The organism is Pseudomonas sp. 9_2_1 (assembly GCF_059295275.1).
The window spans coordinates 3,414,387-3,433,112 of sequence record NZ_CM181239.1 but is presented as its reverse complement, the minus strand read 5'-3'; the positions used below and the strand labels follow the sequence as shown (position 1 = coordinate 3,433,112).

Annotated in this window: 14 protein-coding genes; 10 read left to right on the top strand and 4 right to left on the bottom strand. The window is 64.5% G+C overall.

What is annotated here, in order from left to right; all coding sequences use genetic code 11:
• Window positions 1-43 precede the first annotated feature (43 nt).
• Window positions 44-1,018: a porphobilinogen synthase gene (hemB, locus tag AC5O5I_RS15400; RefSeq protein ID WP_172288346.1), complete on the top strand. Its 975-nt coding sequence runs from the start codon at window positions 44-46 to the stop codon at window positions 1,016-1,018.
• A 164-nt stretch (window positions 1,019-1,182) separates the two neighbouring features.
• Entirely contained in the window at window positions 1,183-2,685 is a 1,503-nt protein-coding gene (gene proP / locus AC5O5I_RS15395; RefSeq protein ID WP_172232188.1) for a glycine betaine/L-proline transporter ProP, read from the top strand.
• A gap of 54 nt (window positions 2,686-2,739) precedes the next feature.
• On the opposite strand, the gene AC5O5I_RS15390 is transcribed toward proP, so the two are convergent.
• From AC5O5I_RS15390 to AC5O5I_RS15375, 4 genes are all read right to left on the bottom strand, one after another.
• On the bottom strand, window positions 2,740-3,369 hold the full coding sequence (locus AC5O5I_RS15390; RefSeq protein WP_494511087.1) for a riboflavin synthase subunit alpha: 630 nt from the start codon (window positions 3,367-3,369) through the stop codon (window positions 2,740-2,742).
• Between the two features lie 192 nt (window positions 3,370-3,561).
• Complete coding sequence (locus AC5O5I_RS15385) at window positions 3,562-6,546, bottom strand: autotransporter outer membrane beta-barrel domain-containing protein (RefSeq protein ID WP_494511086.1); 2,985 nt, start codon at window positions 6,544-6,546, stop codon at window positions 3,562-3,564.
• Window positions 6,547-6,634: 88 nt separating this feature from the next.
• Complete coding sequence (treS, locus tag AC5O5I_RS15380; protein ID WP_494511085.1) at window positions 6,635-8,701, bottom strand: maltose alpha-D-glucosyltransferase; 2,067 nt, start codon at window positions 8,699-8,701, stop codon at window positions 6,635-6,637.
• A gap of 35 nt (window positions 8,702-8,736) precedes the next feature.
• Complete coding sequence (locus tag AC5O5I_RS15375; RefSeq protein ID WP_172219661.1) at window positions 8,737-9,552, bottom strand: DNA-binding transcriptional regulator; 816 nt, start codon at window positions 9,550-9,552, stop codon at window positions 8,737-8,739.
• A gap of 313 nt (window positions 9,553-9,865) precedes the next feature.
• Here AC5O5I_RS15375 and AC5O5I_RS15370 point away from each other — a divergent pair, with 313 nt between their 5' ends.
• The 8 genes from AC5O5I_RS15370 (at window position 9,866) to AC5O5I_RS15335 (ending at window position 18,725) form a co-directional block, all read left to right on the top strand.
• Window positions 9,866-11,533 (top strand): bifunctional 3-(3-hydroxy-phenyl)propionate/3-hydroxycinnamic acid hydroxylase, encoded by a 1,668-nt coding sequence (locus AC5O5I_RS15370; RefSeq protein ID WP_494511084.1) that lies wholly within the window; start codon window positions 9,866-9,868, stop codon window positions 11,531-11,533.
• Window position 11,534: 1 nt separating this feature from the next.
• Window positions 11,535-12,479: a 3-carboxyethylcatechol 2,3-dioxygenase gene (gene mhpB, locus AC5O5I_RS15365; protein ID WP_172219657.1), complete on the top strand. Its 945-nt coding sequence runs from the start codon at window positions 11,535-11,537 to the stop codon at window positions 12,477-12,479.
• 17 nt (window positions 12,480-12,496) lie between these two features.
• The gene (locus tag AC5O5I_RS15360; RefSeq protein ID WP_494511083.1) at window positions 12,497-13,360 is read left to right on the top strand and encodes an alpha/beta fold hydrolase; all 864 of its coding nucleotides are present in this window, start codon (window positions 12,497-12,499) and stop codon (window positions 13,358-13,360) included.
• 14 nt (window positions 13,361-13,374) lie between these two features.
• The gene (mhpD, locus tag AC5O5I_RS15355) at window positions 13,375-14,169 is read left to right on the top strand and encodes a 2-keto-4-pentenoate hydratase (RefSeq protein WP_494511082.1); all 795 of its coding nucleotides are present in this window, start codon (window positions 13,375-13,377) and stop codon (window positions 14,167-14,169) included.
• Between the two features lie 11 nt (window positions 14,170-14,180).
• Window positions 14,181-15,113: an acetaldehyde dehydrogenase (acetylating) gene (locus AC5O5I_RS15350; protein WP_172219651.1), complete on the top strand. Its 933-nt coding sequence runs from the start codon at window positions 14,181-14,183 to the stop codon at window positions 15,111-15,113.
• Window positions 15,110-16,120 (top strand): 4-hydroxy-2-oxovalerate aldolase, encoded by a 1,011-nt coding sequence (mhpE, locus tag AC5O5I_RS15345; RefSeq protein WP_172219649.1) that lies wholly within the window; start codon window positions 15,110-15,112, stop codon window positions 16,118-16,120. Before AC5O5I_RS15350 ends, mhpE begins: the two co-directional genes overlap by 4 nt.
• A gap of 67 nt (window positions 16,121-16,187) precedes the next feature.
• On the top strand, window positions 16,188-17,372 hold the full coding sequence (mhpT, locus tag AC5O5I_RS15340; protein ID WP_172219647.1) for a 3-(3-hydroxy-phenyl)propionate transporter MhpT: 1,185 nt from the start codon (window positions 16,188-16,190) through the stop codon (window positions 17,370-17,372).
• Window positions 17,373-17,453: 81 nt separating this feature from the next.
• Window positions 17,454-18,725, top strand: coding sequence for an OprD family porin (locus AC5O5I_RS15335; protein WP_172285746.1), 1,272 nt, complete (start codon window positions 17,454-17,456; stop codon window positions 18,723-18,725).
• The last annotated feature ends 1 nt before the right edge of the window (window position 18,726 follow it).

The window sequence follows — 18,726 nt, the reverse complement described above, 5'->3', positions numbered from 1 at the left end:
GACAGGCATAAGGTATACGCCGTTCAAATTCCCTGGAGCTGTCATGTCCAACCAATTCCCGTCCGTTCGTCCGCGCCGCCTTCGCCAGAACGAGTCCCTGCGCACGATCTTCCAGGAAACCGAGTTTCGCCTTGAAGACCTGATCCTGCCGATCTTCGTCGAAGAAGGCATCGATGACTTCGTGCCGATCACCAGCATGCCGGGGGTCAACCGTATCCCGGAAAAACTGCTGGCCCAGGAAATCGAGCGCTACGCCCGTGCCGGCATCAAGTCGGTGATGACCTTTGGCGTGTCGCACAACCTGGACGCCACTGGCAGCGACACCTGGAACGAAAACGGCCTGGTGGCGCGCATGGCGCGCACCATCAAGGACACCGTGCCGGAAATGCTGGTGATGTCCGACACCTGCTTCTGCGAATACACCAGCCACGGCCACTGCGGCGTGCTGCACGACCACGGTGTGGACAACGACGCCACCTTGGCCAACCTGGGCAAGCAGGCGGTCATCGCCGCTGCGGCCGGTGCCGACTTCATCGCCCCCTCGGCCGCGATGGACGGGCAGGTGCAGGCTATCCGCAGCGCGCTGGACGGCGCAGGCTTCCACGACACGGCGATCATGGCGTACTCCACCAAGTTTGCCTCCTCGCTGTATGGCCCGTTCCGTGAAGCAGGTGGCACCGCGTTGAAGGGCGACCGCAAGAGCTACCAGATGAACCCGATGAACCGCCGCGAAGCGGTGCGTGAATCGCTGCTCGACGAGCAGGAAGGGGCGGACGTGCTGATGGTCAAGCCGGCCGGTGCCTATCTGGACGTGATCGCCGACATCCGCGCCGCTTCGCGCCTGCCGCTGGCGGCTTACCAGGTCAGTGGCGAGTACGCGATGATCAAGTTCGGCGGCCTGGCCGGCGCCATCGATGAAGGCCGGGTGGTGCGGGAAAGCATTGGTGCGATCAAGCGTGCCGGTGCCGACCTGATCCTGACCTACTTCGCCATGGACCTGGCCCGCGAAGGCATCTGAAGCCAGGACACCGGCAATACAAAGGCCGCTGCAATTGCAGCGGCTTTTTTTATGGCGGTGTCGATGTGCCGCCAGGTCCCCGCACAAAAAATCAGTAAGCGCTGAATTATTTAGTGTCCCGTTGTATCTGATCCCATAGAGCATTCATCGACAGGGATACAGGCATGAAATCTCGCAAGAAAAGCGTCCAGCCAATCAGGCTGAAGGACATCACCATCGTCGACGACGCCAAGATGCGTAAGGCGATCACCGCAGCTGCACTGGGCAATGCGATGGAGTGGTTCGACTTCGGCGTCTACGGCTTCGTCGCCTATGCGTTGGGCAAGGTGTTCTTCCCCAACGCCGACCCCAGCGTGCAAATGATCGCGGCGCTGGCCACGTTCTCGGTGCCGTTCCTGATCCGGCCGCTGGGCGGGCTGTTCTTCGGCGCCTTGGGTGACCGCTTCGGGCGGCAGAAAATCCTCGCTGCCACCATCGTCATCATGTCGCTCAGCACGTTCGCGATCGGCCTGATACCGTCTTACGCCAGCATTGGCATCTGGGCGCCGATCCTGCTGCTGCTGGCCAAGATGGCCCAGGGCTTTTCAGTGGGGGGCGAGTACACCGGCGCGTCGATCTTCGTCGCCGAGTACGCCCCGGACCGCAAGCGCGGGTTTCTCGGCAGTTGGCTGGACTTCGGCTCGATCGCCGGCTTTGTGCTGGGCGCCGGGGTAGTCGTGATGATCTCCACCATCCTTGGCGAAGAAAAGTTCCTTGAATGGGGCTGGCGCCTGCCGTTCTTTCTGGCCTTGCCGCTGGGCCTGATCGGCCTCTACCTGCGCCATGCGCTGGAAGAAACGCCAGCGTTCCAGCAGCACGTGGAAAAACTCGAGCAAGGCGACCGCGAAGGCCTGGCTTCAGGCCCCAAGGTATCGTTCAAGGAGGTGGCCACCCAGCACTGGCGCAGCCTGGTGACCTGCATCGGCGTGGTGATCGCCACCAACGTCACCTACTACATGCTGCTCACCTACATGCCCAGCTACCTGTCGCACAACCTGCATTACAGCGAAGACCATGGCGTACTGATCATCATCGCGATCATGGTCGGCATGCTGTTCGTACAGCCCATCATCGGACTGATGAGCGACAAGTTTGGCCGTCGCCCGTTCATCGTGGTGGGCAGCGTGGGGCTGTTTGCTTTGGCCATTCCGGCCTTCATGCTGATCAACAGCGGCGCGCTTGGACTGATCTTCTCGGGCTTGCTGATCATCGCGGTGCTGCTGAACTTCTTCATTGGCGTGATGGCGTCGACCTTGCCGGCGATGTTCCCTACGCACATCCGCTACAGCGCCCTGGCCAGCGCCTTCAACATTTCGGTACTGATCGCCGGCCTTACCCCGACCCTGGCGGCCTGGCTGGTGGAGAGCAGCGGCGACCTGTACATGCCGGCGTACTACCTGATGGTGATCGCCGTGATTGGCCTGGTCACCGGCCTGACCATGAAGGAAACCGCCAACAAGCCGCTGCGCGGCGCGGCGCCGGCGGCATCGGACATCGAGGAAGCGCGCGAGCTGCTGCAGGAGCACCACGACAACATCGAGCAGAAGATCGAAGACATCGACGAGCAGATTGCCGAGCTGGAGGCCAAGCGCAAGCTGCTGGTGCAGCAGCACCCGCGCATTGACTGATCAGCGCGGCATGCAGCCCCGCGTGCAAGTGCGCGGGGCATGGCCCGTGGGGACTCAGGGCTGGAGTTTTTCGCGGGCCAAGGTGCCCTTGATGGTGCGTTCCACCACGTCGACCAGCACCATGGTCTGGTGATCGACCTCGATATTCAGCAGCTCGCCGGCCTTGTAGCTGGCGAACGTGGTCTGGCGCAGGGTTTCCGGGATCAGGTTGATGGTGACCACATTGTCGTCGACATCGGCGACGGTCAGGCTGCAACCGTTGACCCCGATGAAGCCGCGCGGGAACACATATTTTCCCCATTCCGGTGGCATGCGAAACGTGATGAAAGCGCCGGTTTCCTTGATCGACAGTTCGACGATTTCGGCGGTGGTAGCGATGTGGCCTGCCATCAGGTGGCCGCCGACTTCGGCGTTCATCTTCGCCGAACGTTCAATGTTGACGCCCTGGCCGGCCTTCAAACAGCGCAGGTTGGTGCGCTCGAGGGTGGCGTTCATGGCGTCGAACCTGACCTGCGTGCCATCGATTTGAGTAACCGACAGGCAGGTACCTTCGACACTGACGCTGGCGCCGATCTTCAGCTCGTCGAGCAGTTCGGGTGTGAGGTCGATGGTGAACTGGTTGTGGCCCGGGTAGCGGGTCACATCAAGCAGCGGGCGGACGGCCTGGACGATGCCGGTGTACATGGAGTTGCTCCTGGGCACGGATATGGAAAACATCAGGAAGCTATGCCCGTGGAGCTGTAAATGCAAGTTGCCTGTACGGGCATCTTCGCGGGTAAATCCGCTCCCACAGGTATTTCTCACAGGACTTGAAACCTGTGCAGTCCGTTTTAGGAGCGGCTTTAGCCGCGAAGAGGCCAGCCCAGGCAGCGAGTACTAGAACTTCACCTGCCACTGCCCGACCACCGCATGGTTGCGGCTGTTGCTGCCCAGTTCACCGCTGTACCCCAGGCCAATGCTCTGCCGCGCACTCAGCCCCAGGTCCAGCCCTGCCTCGACCAGCAAGCTGTCCCGATCAATGGCGCTGCCTTCGACACTGAACGCATCGCCCCCGGCGATGAACGCCTGCCGCGTACGGGTATTGATGCTGCCGTAGGTGTGACGCCAGCCCAGGGTCGCCCGGGGCGTCACGCTCATGCCGTTGTCCAGCTGCGCCAGGTGAGCCAGGCGCACGCCGAAGGTGCTGCTGAGGTTGTCCTGGGCATCGGCGTCCACCGCCAGCGCCGCGTCACCGCCTTGCTCGCGATAGCTGTCGCGATGGTAGCGCTGGTAGCCAAGGTTGGCGAACGGCTCGGCACCCAGGCGGCCGCTGCCCATGGCATAGCCCAGTTCGACGAAGGCTTGCTGGCTGTCGGCATCGTAGTCACCCTTGAGGCGCTCGTTGAAGCCGACGAACGCCACGTCGCGCTTGCTGTCACCGTCGTGGCTGCTGTACGCGGCGCCCAGGCGCAGCGCCAGCGGGCCGCTTTGGCGCTGGGCGTAGACGCCGGCGTGCCAGCTACGCACGGTGCCATCCAGGCCGGTGCTGTCCAGGCGGGTACGCGAATAACCACCTAGCAGGCCCAGGCGCCAGTCGCCAGCCAGCGCCCAGTCGATCCCCAGCACAGCGCCGCCGGTGCGTTGTTCCAGCGCACTGGCACCATGGCTGCCATCGACCTTGCCGTAGCTGCCCAGTGCCTGCCCCCACACCCGCCCCTGGGCGGTCGGATCGTTCAGATTACGTGCCTCGCGCGGCACGCCGGTGGCAGCCAGGGCAGGGCGGTCGCCGTCGCTCAGGCCCACCAGCAGGCTGCTACTGCTGCCCATCGCGCGCACGGCCCCCAACATGCTGCTGCCGACCTGCGCCGTGCTGGCCAGGGTGGCTGCCGCCAGGTTGGCGGTGTTGCTGGCCGAAAGCTGCTCGATGGCATTGCCAGCCCCGGCCGTGGTGGTGCCGAGCACGGCGTTGTACAGGTTGCTGTTCTGTCCGAGGCTGGCCAGGCTGCGCGCGGCGCCAGCAGCGTTGCCAGACTGTGCGTAGTGCTCGAAAGCCACGTCGTTGCGGCTGTAGTCCAGGCCCACTGCAGTGCTGCTGTAGCTCAGGGTCGGGGTGAGGAAGGCATAGTCGCTGCTGACCTGGGCAAAGGTGCCGTTCACCGCACCGGCAGTCAGTACGGTGTAGTGGCTGTGCCACGGGTATTCACCGGCGCTTGGCTGCACGCGCAGGGTCGCCCCATCGAGGTTGGCCGTGCCACTGACGCTGATTGGCGCGCTGCTGCCATCGGCGTTGACGCCGTACACCAGGCTCGACCCCTGGCCGAAGCTCAGGTCACCCGCGACCGCGGCGACACCCATGCCGGTGTTGGTCAACAGGGTGCCGTCCACTTGCAGCCCACCGACCGAGCCACCACCGGCATAGGTGGCGCCTTGCTCGATCAGCAACTCGCCGAGGATGCTGCCCTGGTTGACCAAGGTGGCGCCGGAGGTCACCACGCCGCCCTGGCTGAAGTCGTCGACGCTGCTCAGGGTCCAGCTGCCACCGCTGACCCTGAGGGTCTCGAAGTTGGCGCTGTTGCCGAAGCTGCCAGTGCCGTTCAGGGTCAGCTCATCGATACCCTCGCCGCCATCGACCAGGCCGTGGAATACGCCGCCGGTCAGCACCGTCAGGCTGTCGTTGCCGGCACCCAGGCTCAACGCCAGGCCGTTGCCGCCGCTAATGGTGCCGCTGTTGGTCACGCTGTCGTCGTACTCGCCGATCAGCTTGATGCCAAAACCGCTTTCGCCTTCGATGCGCCCGGCGTTAGCGAGGGTGGTGGCGGCCACCCCGGCACCCTCGGCGCCGTCATCGACGAGGATGCCGTTGTCGACACTGCGAATCACCCCGGTCGCCGTGTTGACGATGCTGCCTCCACCCATGGCAATGCCTTCGCTGCCGTTCGGCCGGCCACCACTGTCGACGCCCTTCGCCCCCAGACCCTGAATGGTGCCGGCGTTGTACACATGGCCGATGTTGTCGATATCGACGCCGTCACCGTCACCATTGATCTTGCCATCGGCGATGGCGCCGGTGATGGTGCCCCAGTTGTACACCGTGCCGCTGCCGTCCGAACCGAAGCCCGAGCCGTTGCGCCCGGTAACGCTGGCGCCTTCGTAGTTGTAGAGGGTGGCATCGGTCTTCAGGTCGACGCCATGGCGGTCGGCGCTGATGGTGCCGTGGTTGTAGACAGTCACACCGGTGGAGTTGCCGATCTTGATGCCGTCCCATTTCTGGTCCTGGCCGTTCTTGTCCTGCGGCGCGGTGTCGGTGTAGATCAGCCCATAGTTGGTCACTGTGGCATTGGAGCCGGTCTTGATCGCATCGTTGCCCACGGCATGAATCATCCCCGTGGTTTCATTCACCAGGGTGGTCGTGAAGGCCGGGTTGTTCAAGGTTTCCAGGTCGATGGCCTGGCCCTCGACGGTGGACGCGATAGTGCCGGCGTTGATAACGCTCAGGCTGCCACCGGCGGTGGGGTTGGTCTGGAAGCGCAGGCCATCGTTGGTGCCCTGGATCAGCGCCCCGGTCCGGTTGGTGATCTGGTAATGGCTGAGATCTTCGCCGTGGTCCTTGGTGTCGATACCGCGGCCATCGGTAGAGCGGATGATGCCGGCGTTGTCGAGGGTCAGCGTGGCACCGCTGGTGTGCTTGGGCAGGACCACGCCGTCGTCATTGCCGGCAACGATGCTGCCGTTGGCGGTTACCTGCAAGGTGTCGGCCTTCTTCAGCTCCAGCGTATCGGTGGTGGCGCTGTCGATCTGGTAGGCCTTGGCCAAGGCAACAGGGGCGAAGGCGGCGCAGGCCAGGGCGACGCACAGGGCCAGGCGGTTGGGCGTGAAATGCATTGGGCGACCATGGGTTGTCGTTCAGGGGCGCCCAATATGGCTTTGCGATATTACGATTTGATTGACAGGAAAGGCGTTTTCATTTCGATCAGACATGACCGCTGCTGTTGACGATGCGCAAGCATAGCGCCTCATACGGGTCCAGGTTGACCATCAATCGCCCGTCCTCGGTCAAGTCTCCCTCGACTGTTTCATTGATCATGTCAACCACCGTCCCCGGCGTGAAACCGGTCAACAGAAGCTCCTCGGCAATCACGTCCTGGCTAAAGTTCAGCGCACTGATCTGGATCCCGCGTCCGGCCGGCAGCTCGTGCACCATCACCAGTAACCCCGGGCTGCTGACCTCGGGTACCAGCACCTGGCGGCTGGTGGCAATGCCATAGGCCTGGCGCACGGCCAGCAGCTTCTTCACCTTGCAGGCAAACGAGTCGCCCTGTTCCAGCTGGCTGTCGAGGCTGCCGTACAGCGCCCGTGCGCGAGGCATGCCGCGCACCGACATTTGCGCCTGCGGGTCAAGCCCGGCCAGGTCATAGGCGCCGCGGTGAATCCAGCGGGTATCGCCATCGGTCATACGCTCGGCAACCGCTTCGGCAGGCAAGGGCAGGGCACCGACCAGGTCCCAGCCGGACAGCGCCACCACGCCTGGCTGCATGGCGTTGTACATGACCAGCAGCAGGTGCACTTTCTGGATCAGCTCGATGTCGGCCGCATCTATCTGTGCCAGGTCGCGGATACCCAGCGCTGCGGCAATCAGGCTGGCGGTGGTGCAGGCAATGCCATTGGTGACGAAGCGCAGGTTGTACGGGGCATGCTCGCCCGACAGCCGCTCGTAGATCTCTTCGCGAATGTGTTCGCGCAGAATGGCGCCGGGCAAGGTCTGGCCTTTGTACAGGTACATGTCGTGGGCATGCAGGGTCCAGAAATGCACCAGTTCCACGGTCAGTTCGTCGTGGTTCTGCAGGGCATGGATCAGCGAGGCCGGGTCGATGCCGAACGCGTGCATTTCCTTCAGCATCAGGCGCAGGAACTCGGTGTCACCGGTCAACAGCGCATGCTGGTAGGCCGGGCGGGTGATGAAGTCGTAGGACAGGTCAGCACCGCCCTTGGACATCTGCGCGATGTCGTCCAGGGTCAGGTTCAGTTCCTGGAAGCTGAAGCCGCCGGCCTTGCGGATCATGCCGCCGATCAGCTGGTTGCCGACGATCGACAGCGGGTGGCTTTCCGACCAGGCAGTGCCGCTGGCACGTGTTTCCACGCCGAGAAAACCGTTGGCATCCAGGCGCAGGCCGCGGGCGCCCAGGCAGTCCAGGGCGTGCAGGGCGTCGCCGATGATCATCTGCTGAGCGGCGAAGGTCGGGTCCAGCCAGTTCAGCGACGGCTGGCCGTCCTTGAAGTAATGCAGGTACACCCAGCGCCGGGTCTTGCCATCGACGCCCACGATTGGCGGTGTGGCGCTCCAGTCGGTTTCCTTGACGCCAGGCTCGAAGAAGATCACCCGTTGCAACTGGCCGACGATGTAATGGCGAGCTTTAAGCTCGTCGCACTGCGCCGGAAGCAGGTTGACCGAGTCGCGGCCGGTAGGCACCTCGGGCAGCAGTGGCCAGTCTTCCTCGCGGATCTCGACCATGTGATACAACCCTGGATAAGGCCCGTAGGCCATTTCGGCCAGGCGGAAGTCGGCGCCCTTGCCGGTGTGCGAGGGGATCAGGTCGTCGATGGTCACGGCATTGTGCGCGGCGGCCATGCGGCTCATCTGCACCAGCTCCTGCTCGCTGCCATACAGTGGGTCGATGTCGAAGCTGATGCGGTCGAAGTTGCCGTCGATGCTGGGGGTGAGCTCGCGGCCACGGATGCCGCCGGAGCGCTTGATCGGCCCGGTGTGCAGGCCCTGGATGCCAATCTCCGACAGGCGCTTCCACAATGCTTCGTGAGCCAGGGCGCCGAGCACCGAACCGCCCTCGGGCGCGATGATGGCGTCGGGGTAAACCGTCAGCCACACCGAGGCGATCTCGGTCGCACGGCGCGGCTGGGCTTCGGCGTAGGGCTGCTGCCACAGGCGCGACTGGCCCGAATACAGGCTGGCGCGCTCCTGGGAAGCCTTGAGCATGGCGCGGTCTTCGAGCCATTTGACGTATGACGGGTCGGGCTGGGTCATTTCGCGTCCTCTTTGCGTGTCGGCACCGGCTCAGGTTATGACGGCGTGGCGGGCGGATCGTTCTGCGTACTTAACAACTGGTCAATCCGCCCGGCAAACCGCTGCAAGGCCGGCAGGTATTTCGCAGCCGCCTGCTCGATACTCATCGCCTTGGCCACATACACCAGGTTCAAGCACCCCAGCAGTCGATCGCCCGTGTGTAATGGCACGGCAATCGAAGCAATCTTCTCTTCCTGGTTCCAGGCCATGAAGTTCTCCGCATAGCCGCGGTGTCGCACCTTGCGCAGCAGGTTGTCGAGCGCTACCGGGTCACGCGCCAGCCGGTACTCAGGCCCTTCGCGACTGGCCAGCAGGGCAATGATCTGCTCACGCTCGGCGTCTGCGCAAAAGGCCAGGTAGGCCAGCCCGGTGGCTGTCTCCAGCAATGGCAGGCGGCGCCCGACCATCGACCGGTGAAAGGACAGTCGACTGAAGCGGTGCGTGGTTTCGCGCACGACCATGGCATCGACGTCCAGGGTGCTGATGTCGGTCGGCCACACCACCTCTTGCAACAACTCGGCAAGCAGCGGCGCCGCCTTGGCGCTGATCCACTGTTCATCGCGAAAGCCTTCGCTCAACTCGCGCACTTTCAGGGCCAGGCGAAAGCTGTCGTCCGACTCGCTGCGCCGCACGTAACCTTCATCCTGCAGGGTTTCCAGCAAACGTCGCACGGTGGTGCGGTGCAGGCCGGTGAGCTCGGCCAGGCGGGTGGGGCTAGCGCCGCCGTCCAGGCGATTGAGCGCGTTGAGCAAGGCCAGGCCGCGGCTCAACCCGCGCACTGTCTTGTAATCGGAATCGCGGTCTTTATTCATAAAAGCCTTTAAAAACAATGATGTGCACCAGGTGCACGAGCAGGCGGTTTTTCATTGTAGGGCAAACGGCGCCGTTCCTATACTCGCCACCAACAACTACAAATGCCCTGACAGGGGAAAACACCATGTGCCACGCCTGCCTGCCGTCCTTATCCATTGCCCGCGCTTCATTCACACCAAGCGTAGCGACGCTGCCTTAAGCCCGAACCAGCCAAAACGCCCATTCACTGCCTTGCGCCTGCCTGCGCGAGAACGGTAGCGGCTTGCCTGGGATTTCCGGGGACGCCGTCGGGCCGTGTCGAGGATTACAACAATGAACACGCTACAAGCAGATCATATTCAGGCCGATTACACCGCTGACGTGGTAGTCATCGGCGCAGGCCCGGTCGGGCTGGCGATTGCCAATTACCTGGGCCAGGCCGGCGTGCAAGTGCTGCAGATCGAGAAGCTCGACCAGTTGATCGATTACCCGCGGGCCATCGGCATCGACGACGAGTCGCTGCGTACCGTGCAGGCCATCGGCCTGGTCGAGCAAGTGCTGCCGCACACCACCCCGTGGCACGCGATGCGCTTCCTGACGCCCAAGGGCCGCTGCTTTGCCGACATCCAGCCGATGACCGACGAGTTCGGCTGGTCGAGGCGCAATGCGTTCATCCAGCCGCAGGTCGATGCAGTGCTGTACCAGGGCCTGGCGCGCTTTGCCAATGTGCACACGCTGTTCTCGCGGGATGTGGTCGAGTTCCAGCAGGACGAGCACGGCGTGAGCCTGCGCATGAATGGCCCCGGAGGCCGCCAGGAAAGCGTGCGTGCCCGTTACCTGGTGGCCTGTGATGGCGGCAACAGCCTGATCCGCCGCACGCTGGACATTTCCTTCGAGGGCAAGACCGCCCCTAACCAATGGATCGTTATCGACATCGCCAACGACCCCCTGGGCACACCAAATGTGTACCTGTGCTGCGATCCGGTGCGCCCATATGTATCGGCGGCGCTGCCCCACGGTGTACGGCGTTTCGAGTTCATGGTGATGCCCGGCGAGACGGAAGCCGAGCTGGGCAAGCCGGAAAACCTGCGCAAGCTGCTGGCCAAGGTGCTGCCTGACCCGGACCGCGTCGAGCTGATCCGCAAGCGCGTATACACCCACAACGCCCGTCTGGCTGGCCAGTTTCGCGCCAGGCGGGTGCTGCTGGCCGGTGATGCGGCGCACATCATGCCGGTGTGGCAGGGCCAGGGTTACAACAGCGGCATGCGCGACGCGAGCAACCTGGGCTGGAAGCTCGCCCTGGTCGCCAATGGCCTGGCGGGCGAAGCGCTGCTCGACACCTACGAGCAGGAGCGCCGCGACCATGTCAAGGCGATGATCGACCTGTCGGTGCTGGCCGGCCACGTGCTGGCGCCACCGAAGCGCTGGCAGGGCACGCTGCGCGATGGGGTGTCGTGGGCGCTGAACTACCTGCCCGCGGTCAAGCGCTACTTCCTCGAAATGCGCTTCAAGCCCATGCCGCAGTATGCCAAAGGTGCGCTGGTGGCAGAGCAGGGCAGCAAGGCATCGCCGGTCGGGCGCATGTTCATCCAGCCCAAGGTGCTGACCGAGGCGGGCGAGACCTGCCTGCTGGACGATGTGATCGGCAGCAACTTTGCCTTTATCGCCTGGGGCAACGACCCGCAATGGGGCCTGAGCGCCGAGCAGGTGGCCGCCTGGCGTGCACTGGGCACGTGCTTCATACAGGTTCTGCCGCCGGTGCAGCTCAAGGCTGGCCGTGAAGTGCCGGACGGGGTGGTCCGCGTGGGTGACTGCAGTGGTCGGCTCAAGGACTGGTTCGGTCGCCACCCGGTGTCCATCGCCTTGCTGCGCCCGGACCGTTTCGTCGCTGGCGTGGCCATCCCGCAGACCATTGGCGACGTTAGCGACGCCCTGTTGCGGGCGCTCGACGCCCAGCCCCAGGCCACCGTGCAGGCACCGTTTGCAAGCAAGGTGGCATGAGATGAGCGCGTATCTGCATTGCCTGTCGCATACCCCGCTGGTGGGCTACGTGGACCCGGCACAAGCGGTGCTGGACGAGGTGGACGGGGTGATTGCCGCTGCCCGTGCACGGATCGAAGCATTCGACCCGGAGCTGGTGTTCCTGTTTGCGCCAGACCACTACAACGGTTTTTTCTATGACGTGATGCCGGCGTTCTGCATCGGCATGGCCGCCACTGCCATCGGCGACTTCAACAGTGCCGCCGGCCCGCTGGATGTGCCCCGCGAGGTTGCCGAGGCCTGCGCCAACGCCGTCCTCGAAGCCGGGGTGGACGCTGCGGTGTCGTACCGCATGCAAGTCGATCATGGCTTCGCCCAGCCGCTGGAACTGCTGCTCGGCAGCCTCGCCGCGAGGCCGGTCATTCCGGTGTTCATCAATGGTGTGGCGGTGCCGCTGCCAGGCTTCGCCCGTGCCCGCGCGCTCGGTGAAGCCATCGGTCATTTTGCCCGCAGTACCGGCAAGCGCGTGCTGTTTCTCGGTTCGGGCGGGTTGTCTCACCAGCCACCGGTACCGGAGCTGGCGCGGGTCGATGCACGCATGGCCGAGCGCCTGCTGGGCAGTGGCCGCGAGCTGCCGGCCAGCGAACGCCAGGCCCGCCAGCAGCGGGTAATCAGCGCCGCCGAAGGCTTCGTGCTGGACCAGCACAGCCTGCACCCGCTGAACCCGGGTTGGGACAACCACTTCCTTGACCTGCTGCAACAGCGCCGTTACGCCGAGCTTGACGGCATGGCCAACGCCGAACTGTCGGCACTGGCCGGCAAATCGACCCACGAGGTGAAAACCTGGGTGGCCGCGTTTGCCGCACTCGGTGCCTACGGCACCTACCAGGCCAGCGACCGCTACTACCGGCCGATCCCGGAGTGGATCGCCGGTTTCGCTTCGCTCAGCGCCCATTTCCTGACCTGATCAACAGAGGTACCACCATGACCGGCATTCCCCTCAGCGAAGCCAGCAGCAGCCGCTTCGCCCGTGTCCGCGAAGGCGAGCTCGACCTGCAACTGCACTACAACGACCTGGGCCAAGGCGCCGAAACCGTGGTCATGCTGCACGGCTCTGGCCCAGGTGCCAGCGGCTGGGCCAACTTCAACCGCAACCTCGAACCGCTGCTGGCCGCCGGTTACCGTGTGCTGCTGGTGGACTGCCCGGGCTGGAGCAAGAGCGACCCGATCGTCTGCAGCGGTTCGCGCTCCAACCTCAACGCCAACGCGCTCAAGGGCCTGCTGGATGTGCTGGGCCTGGAGCGCGTGCACATCATTGGTAACTCGATGGGTGGCCACAGCGCCGTGGCCTTTGCCCTCGACCACCCCGAGCGGGTCGGCAAACTCGTGTTGATGGGCGGCGGTACTGGCGGCGCCAGCCCGTTCGTGCCGATGCCCACCGAGGGTATCAAGCTGCTCAACGGCCTGTACCGCGAACCGACCATCGAAAACCTGAAGAAGATGATGAATGTCTTCGTCTACGACCCCAGCGACCTTACCGAAGAGCTGTTCCAGACCCGCCTGGACAACATGCTCAGCCGCCGCGACCACCTGGACAATTTCGTCGCCAGCCTGGCCGCCAACCCGCGCCAGTTCCCCGACTTCGGCCCGCGCCTGCATGAGATCCGCGCCCGCAGCCTGATCGTCTGGGGCCGCAACGACCGTTTCGTGCCGATGGACGCCGGCCTGCGCCTGCTGGCCGGCATTCCCGACTCGGCCCTGCACGTGTTCAACAACTGTGGCCATTGGGCCCAGTGGGAGCACGCCGACACCTTCAACCGCCTGGTACTGGACTTCCTCCAGCATTGATTTGAGGTACACCCATGACCATCGACACGCCAACCCTCGAACGCCTGGCCGCCGACCTGCGCCTCGCACAGCAGCAGGGTGAAGCCATCGCGCCGCTGCGTGATGCCATCGGCCCGGAGAACGCCGAAGCCGCCTACCGTATCCAGCGCCTGAATGTGGCCCATGCCTTGGCCGAAGGCCGGCGGCTGGTTGGCCGCAAGATCGGCCTGACCAACCCCAAGGTGCAAGCCCAGCTGGGTGTCGACCAGCCCGACTTCGGCAGCCTGTTCGCCGACATGTGCTACGGCGACAACGAATGCGTGCCTTATGCCAGCGTGATGCAGCCAAAGATCGAGGCCGAGATTGCCTTGGTACTGGCGCATGACCTGCCCAGTGCCGAAACCACCTTCGCCGATGTGATCGCCGCTACCGGCTACGTGCTGCCAGCGTTGGAAATCGTCGGCAGCCGCATCCAGGGATGGAACATCCGCTTCGCCGACACCGTCGCCGACAACGCTTCCAGCGGCTGCTTCGTGCTTGGCGGCCCGGCGCGTCAACTGCTGGACCTTGACCTGCGCACTGCGGCCATGCGTATGACGCGCAATGGCGAGCTGGCCTCCAGTGGCAGCGGCGCAGAATGCCTTGGCCACCCGCTCAACGCCGCCGTGTGGCTGGCACGCACCATGGCCCGCCTGGGCGAGCCGCTGCGCGCTGGCGACATTGTCCTTACCGGCGCCCTGGGGCCAATGGTGACGGTGGCCCCAGGCGACCATTTCGAAGCCGAAATCGACGGCCTTGGCCGTGTCGGCGTGACCTTCAGCGGCGAATGACGGAGTACCCCATGAGCCACAAACGCAAAGCCGCCATCATTGGTTCCGGCAATATCGGTACCGACCTGATGATCAAGATCCTGCGCAACGCCCAACATATCGAGATCGCCGCGATGGTCGGCATCGACCCCGCCTCCGACGGCCTGGCGCGGGCTGCCCGGATGGGCGTGGCGACGACCCATGAAGGCGTCGAGGGCCTGACCCGGTTGCCGCTGTTTGGCGAGATCGACTTCGTCTTCGACGCCACCAGTGCGGGTGCCCACGTCAACAACGACGCCTTCCTGCGCCAGCACAAGGCGGACCTGCGGGTCATCGACCTGACCCCGGCGGCTATCGGCCCGTACTGCGTGCCGGTGGTCAACCTGGAGCAGCACCTGCAGGCGCGCAACGTCAACATGGTCACCTGCGGTGGCCAGGCCACCATCCCGATGGTTGCGGCGGTGTCGCGTGTGGCCAAGGTGCACTACGCCGAAATCGTCGCCTCGATCGCGTCGAAGTCCGCCGGGCCTGGCACCCGCGCCAACATTGACGAGTTCACCGAAACCACCAGCAAGGCCATCGAGGTGATCGGCGGCGCGGCCAAGGGCAAGGCGATCATCATCATGAACCCTGCAGAGCCGCCGCTGATGATGCGTGACACCGTATACGTGCTCAGTGAAGCCGCCGACCCGCAACAGGTGGCGGCAAGCATCGAGGAAATGGCCGCCGCCGTGCAGGCCTACGTGCCGGGTTACCGGCTCAAGCAGCAGGTGCAGTTCGAGCAGGTGGAAAACCTGAATATTCCAGGCCATGGCCAATTCAGCGGCTTGAAGACATCGGTGTTCCTCGAAGTCGAAGGCGCTGCCCATTACCTGCCGGCCTATGCCGGCAACCTCGACATCATGACCTCCGCCGCGCTGGCCACTGCCGAGCGCATGGCCCTGGCAATGGGAGCCCTGGCATGAACGGCAAGCAACTCTATATCAGTGACGTGACCCTGCGCGATGGCATGCATGCCATTCGCCACCAGTATTCGCTGGACGACGTGCGCGCCATTGCCCGCGCGCTGGACCTGGCCAAGGTCGACTCGATCGAAGTGGCCCATGGCGATGGCCTGCAGGGTTCCAGCTTCAACTACGGTTTCGGTGCCCACACCGACCTTGAATGGATCGAAGCAGCAGCCGACGCGGTCAACCACGCCAAGATCGCCACGCTGTTGCTGCCAGGGATTGGCACCTTGCATGACTTGAAAAACGCCTACGACGCCGGTGCGCGCATCGTGCGCGTGGCCACCCACTGCACCGAGGCGGATGTTTCGCGCCAGCACATCGAGTATGCCCGTGAACTGGGCATGGACACGGTGGGTTTCCTGATGATGAGCCACATGCAGACGCCTGAAGGCCTGGCCCGGCAGGCCCGTCTGATGGAGAGCTACGGCGCCACCTGCATCTACGTGGTGGACTCGGGCGGGGCGATGAACATGGACGACATCCGCGCGCGATTCCGCGCGGTCAAGGCTGTGCTCGACCCTGCGACCCACACCGGTATCCATGCCCACCACAACCTCAGCCTCGGCGTGGCCAACTCCATCGCCGCGGTGGAAGAGGGCTGCGACCGCATCGACGCCAGCCTGGCCGGCATGGGGGCCGGTGCCGGCAATGCACCGCTGGAGGTGTTCATCGCCGCCGCCGACAAGCTCGGCTGGAATCACGGTACCGACCTGTACGCGCTGATGGATGCCGCCGATGACCTGGTGCGCCCATTGCAGGACCGGCCGGTGCGGGTGGACCGGGAAACCCTGGCCCTGGGCTATGCCGGGGTCTACTCGAGCTTCTTGCGCCACGCCGAAGTGGCCGCTGCCAGGTACGGCATCAAGGCGGTGGATATCCTGGTCGAGCTGGGCAAGCGGCGGATGGTAGGCGGTCAGGAAGACATGATCGTCGATGTAGCGCTGGACCTGCTCAAACGCTGATGCACCAGGCGGGGGCGCGGTGCCCCCGCCAGGCAACAACCCACTACAAGAACAACAGGGTGGCTTCATGACTTCTCTTGCAAACAACCCGCCGCGTGCGGCCATCACCATTGGCCTGTGTTTTCTCGTTGCCCTGCTCGAAGGCCTCGACCTGCAAGCCGCCGGCATCGCCGCCCCTGGCATGGCCAGCGCCTTCAACTTGGGCAAGCTGCAAATGGGCTGGGTGTTCAGTGCCGGTATCCTCGGCCTGCTGCCCGGCGCCCTGGTCGGCGGCTGGCTGGCGGACCGCGTGGGGCGCAAACGCGTGCTGATCGCGTCGGTGGCACTGTTCGGCCTGTTTTCCCTGGCCACGGCCCACGCCTGGAGCCTGCCCAGCCTGTTGCTGGCGCGGCTGCTCACCGGGGTAGGGTTGGGCGCCGCATTGCCCAACCTGATCGCCCTGTGCAGCGAGGCCGCCGGCGAGCGCCTGCGCGGCAGCGCCGTCAGCCTGATGTACTGCGGCGTACCGTTGGGAGCAGCACTGGCGGCCGGTATCGGCATTGCCGGTTACAGCGGCGAGTGGCAGCGGGTGTTCCATGTCGGTGGCGCCGGGCCGCTGCTGATCCTGCCGTTGCTGGCGTTCTACCTGCCGGAGTCGCGCCAGTTTCGCGCCACACAGCCGGCCGGTGATACACCCGGCCTGTGCCGCGAGCTGTTCGGCCAGGGCGCCACATGGCTGTTGTGGCTGAGCTATTTCTTCACCCTGATGGTGGTGTACATCCTGATCAACTGGCTACCGAGCCTGTTGGTCGGCCAGGGCTTCAGCAGCCATGACGCCAGCTGGGTGATGTTTGCCCTGCAGATCGGCGCCGCCATCGGCACCCTGGCCCTGGGCCAGCTGCTTGAACGCTTGCCGGCCTGGGCGACGGCGACGCTGGTGTACCTGGGCATCCTGGCTGCCCTCGGTGGCCTGGGCCTGGCCAGTGACCTGCGCGGCATGCTCGCGGCCGGTTTTTTTGCCGGCTTCTTCGCCACTGGCGGGCAAGGGGTGCTGTATGCCTTGGCGCCGCACTTCTACCCCGCACGCGTGCGCGCCACCGGCGTGGGTGCGGCGGTTGCGGTTGGCCGCCTGGGCGCCATGAGCGGGCCACTGGTAGCTGGCCAGATGCTCGCCCTCGGTGCCGGCTCTGCCGGCGTGCTGCTGGCCTCGGCACCGGGCGTGGTGATTGCTGCCCTGGCACTGTTCCGCCTGATCGGCCGTCGCCCGGTATAACGCCACTCGCTGTTCACCCTGGCGTGCTCCCTGCTGCTTCTGCGGCAGGGCTTCCTACAACTACAAGAAAGTGAAGTCACCATGCACAAGGCCCGAAAAACCTGCCTGGCGCTGAGCGCCTGCCTGTTTTGCGCCAATCCGCCCCACGCCGCTGGCTTTGTCGAAGACAGCCATGCCGAGCTGGTGCTGCGCAACTATTATTTCGACCGCAACTACCTGGGCCCGTCCCCGCAGGCCGCCGCCCGTGAATGGGCCCAGGGCTTCATCCTGAATCTCAGTTCAGGCTTCAGCCAAGGGCCTGTAGGTTTCGGCCTCGACGCCAAGGGCATGCTCGGGGTAAAGCTGGACTCTTCACCCGACCGTGCCGGCACCGGGCTGCTGCCGTTCGACCGCAGTACGCGCGAGCCGGCGGACAACTATTCCGAGCTGGGCCTGACCGGCAAGCTGCGCATTTCACGCACCGAGCTGCAGGGCGGCAGCATCAGTACTTTTCTGCCGATTGCCTTCGCCAGCCCCACGCGCCTGCTGCCACAGACGTTTCGCGGCGCTTACCTGCGTTCATCCGACATCGACCGCCTGAGCCTGCATGCCGGCTGGCTCGACCGCATCAACCTGCGCGACTCGACCGACTACCAGAAGATGAGCATCGGTTCGCCCAACGGGCGCTTCAACGGCGCTGCCACATCTGACCGCTTCACCTTTCTGGGCGGTGACTACGCCTGGTCCGAGGCCTTGACCCTGCGGTATTACCACGCCGAACTGGACCAGCTGTACCGCAAGGACTACTTCGGCCTGGTCGACGAGCGCCAGCTTGGCACTGGGCGCCTGAAAAGCGATGTGCGCCTGTTCGTCACGGGTGAGGACGGTGCAGCCAAGGCCGGCAAGGTCGACAACCGCAACACGGCCTTGATGCTGAGCTATGCCTGGGCCAGCCATAGCGTTGGCGTGGGTTACATGCGCCTGGATGGCGATACCGCCATGCCTTACCTGTACGGTACCGAGCCGCTGGTGATCACCGAAGGCACGCTGAGTTCGGAGTTTCTCAACCCGAGGGAGCGCAGCTGGCAGGTCAGGTTCGACCAGGATTTTGCCCCGTTCGGGTTGCCGGGGCTCAAGGGCATGCTGCGCTACGTACGGGGTGACAACATCGAACTGCCGGGCTTCGGCGGGGCCGGGCTGAGTGAAAGCGAGAAGGATGTGGAGCTGTCGTACACCGTGCAGCAGGGCACGTTCAAAGGTGTGGCGTTGCGCGTGCGGCATGCCTGGTATCGCAATGATTTTGCAGCGGGTGCGACGCACCGGGACGACAACGAGCTGCGGGTCAACCTGGACTACACCGTGAGGCTCTGGTGAC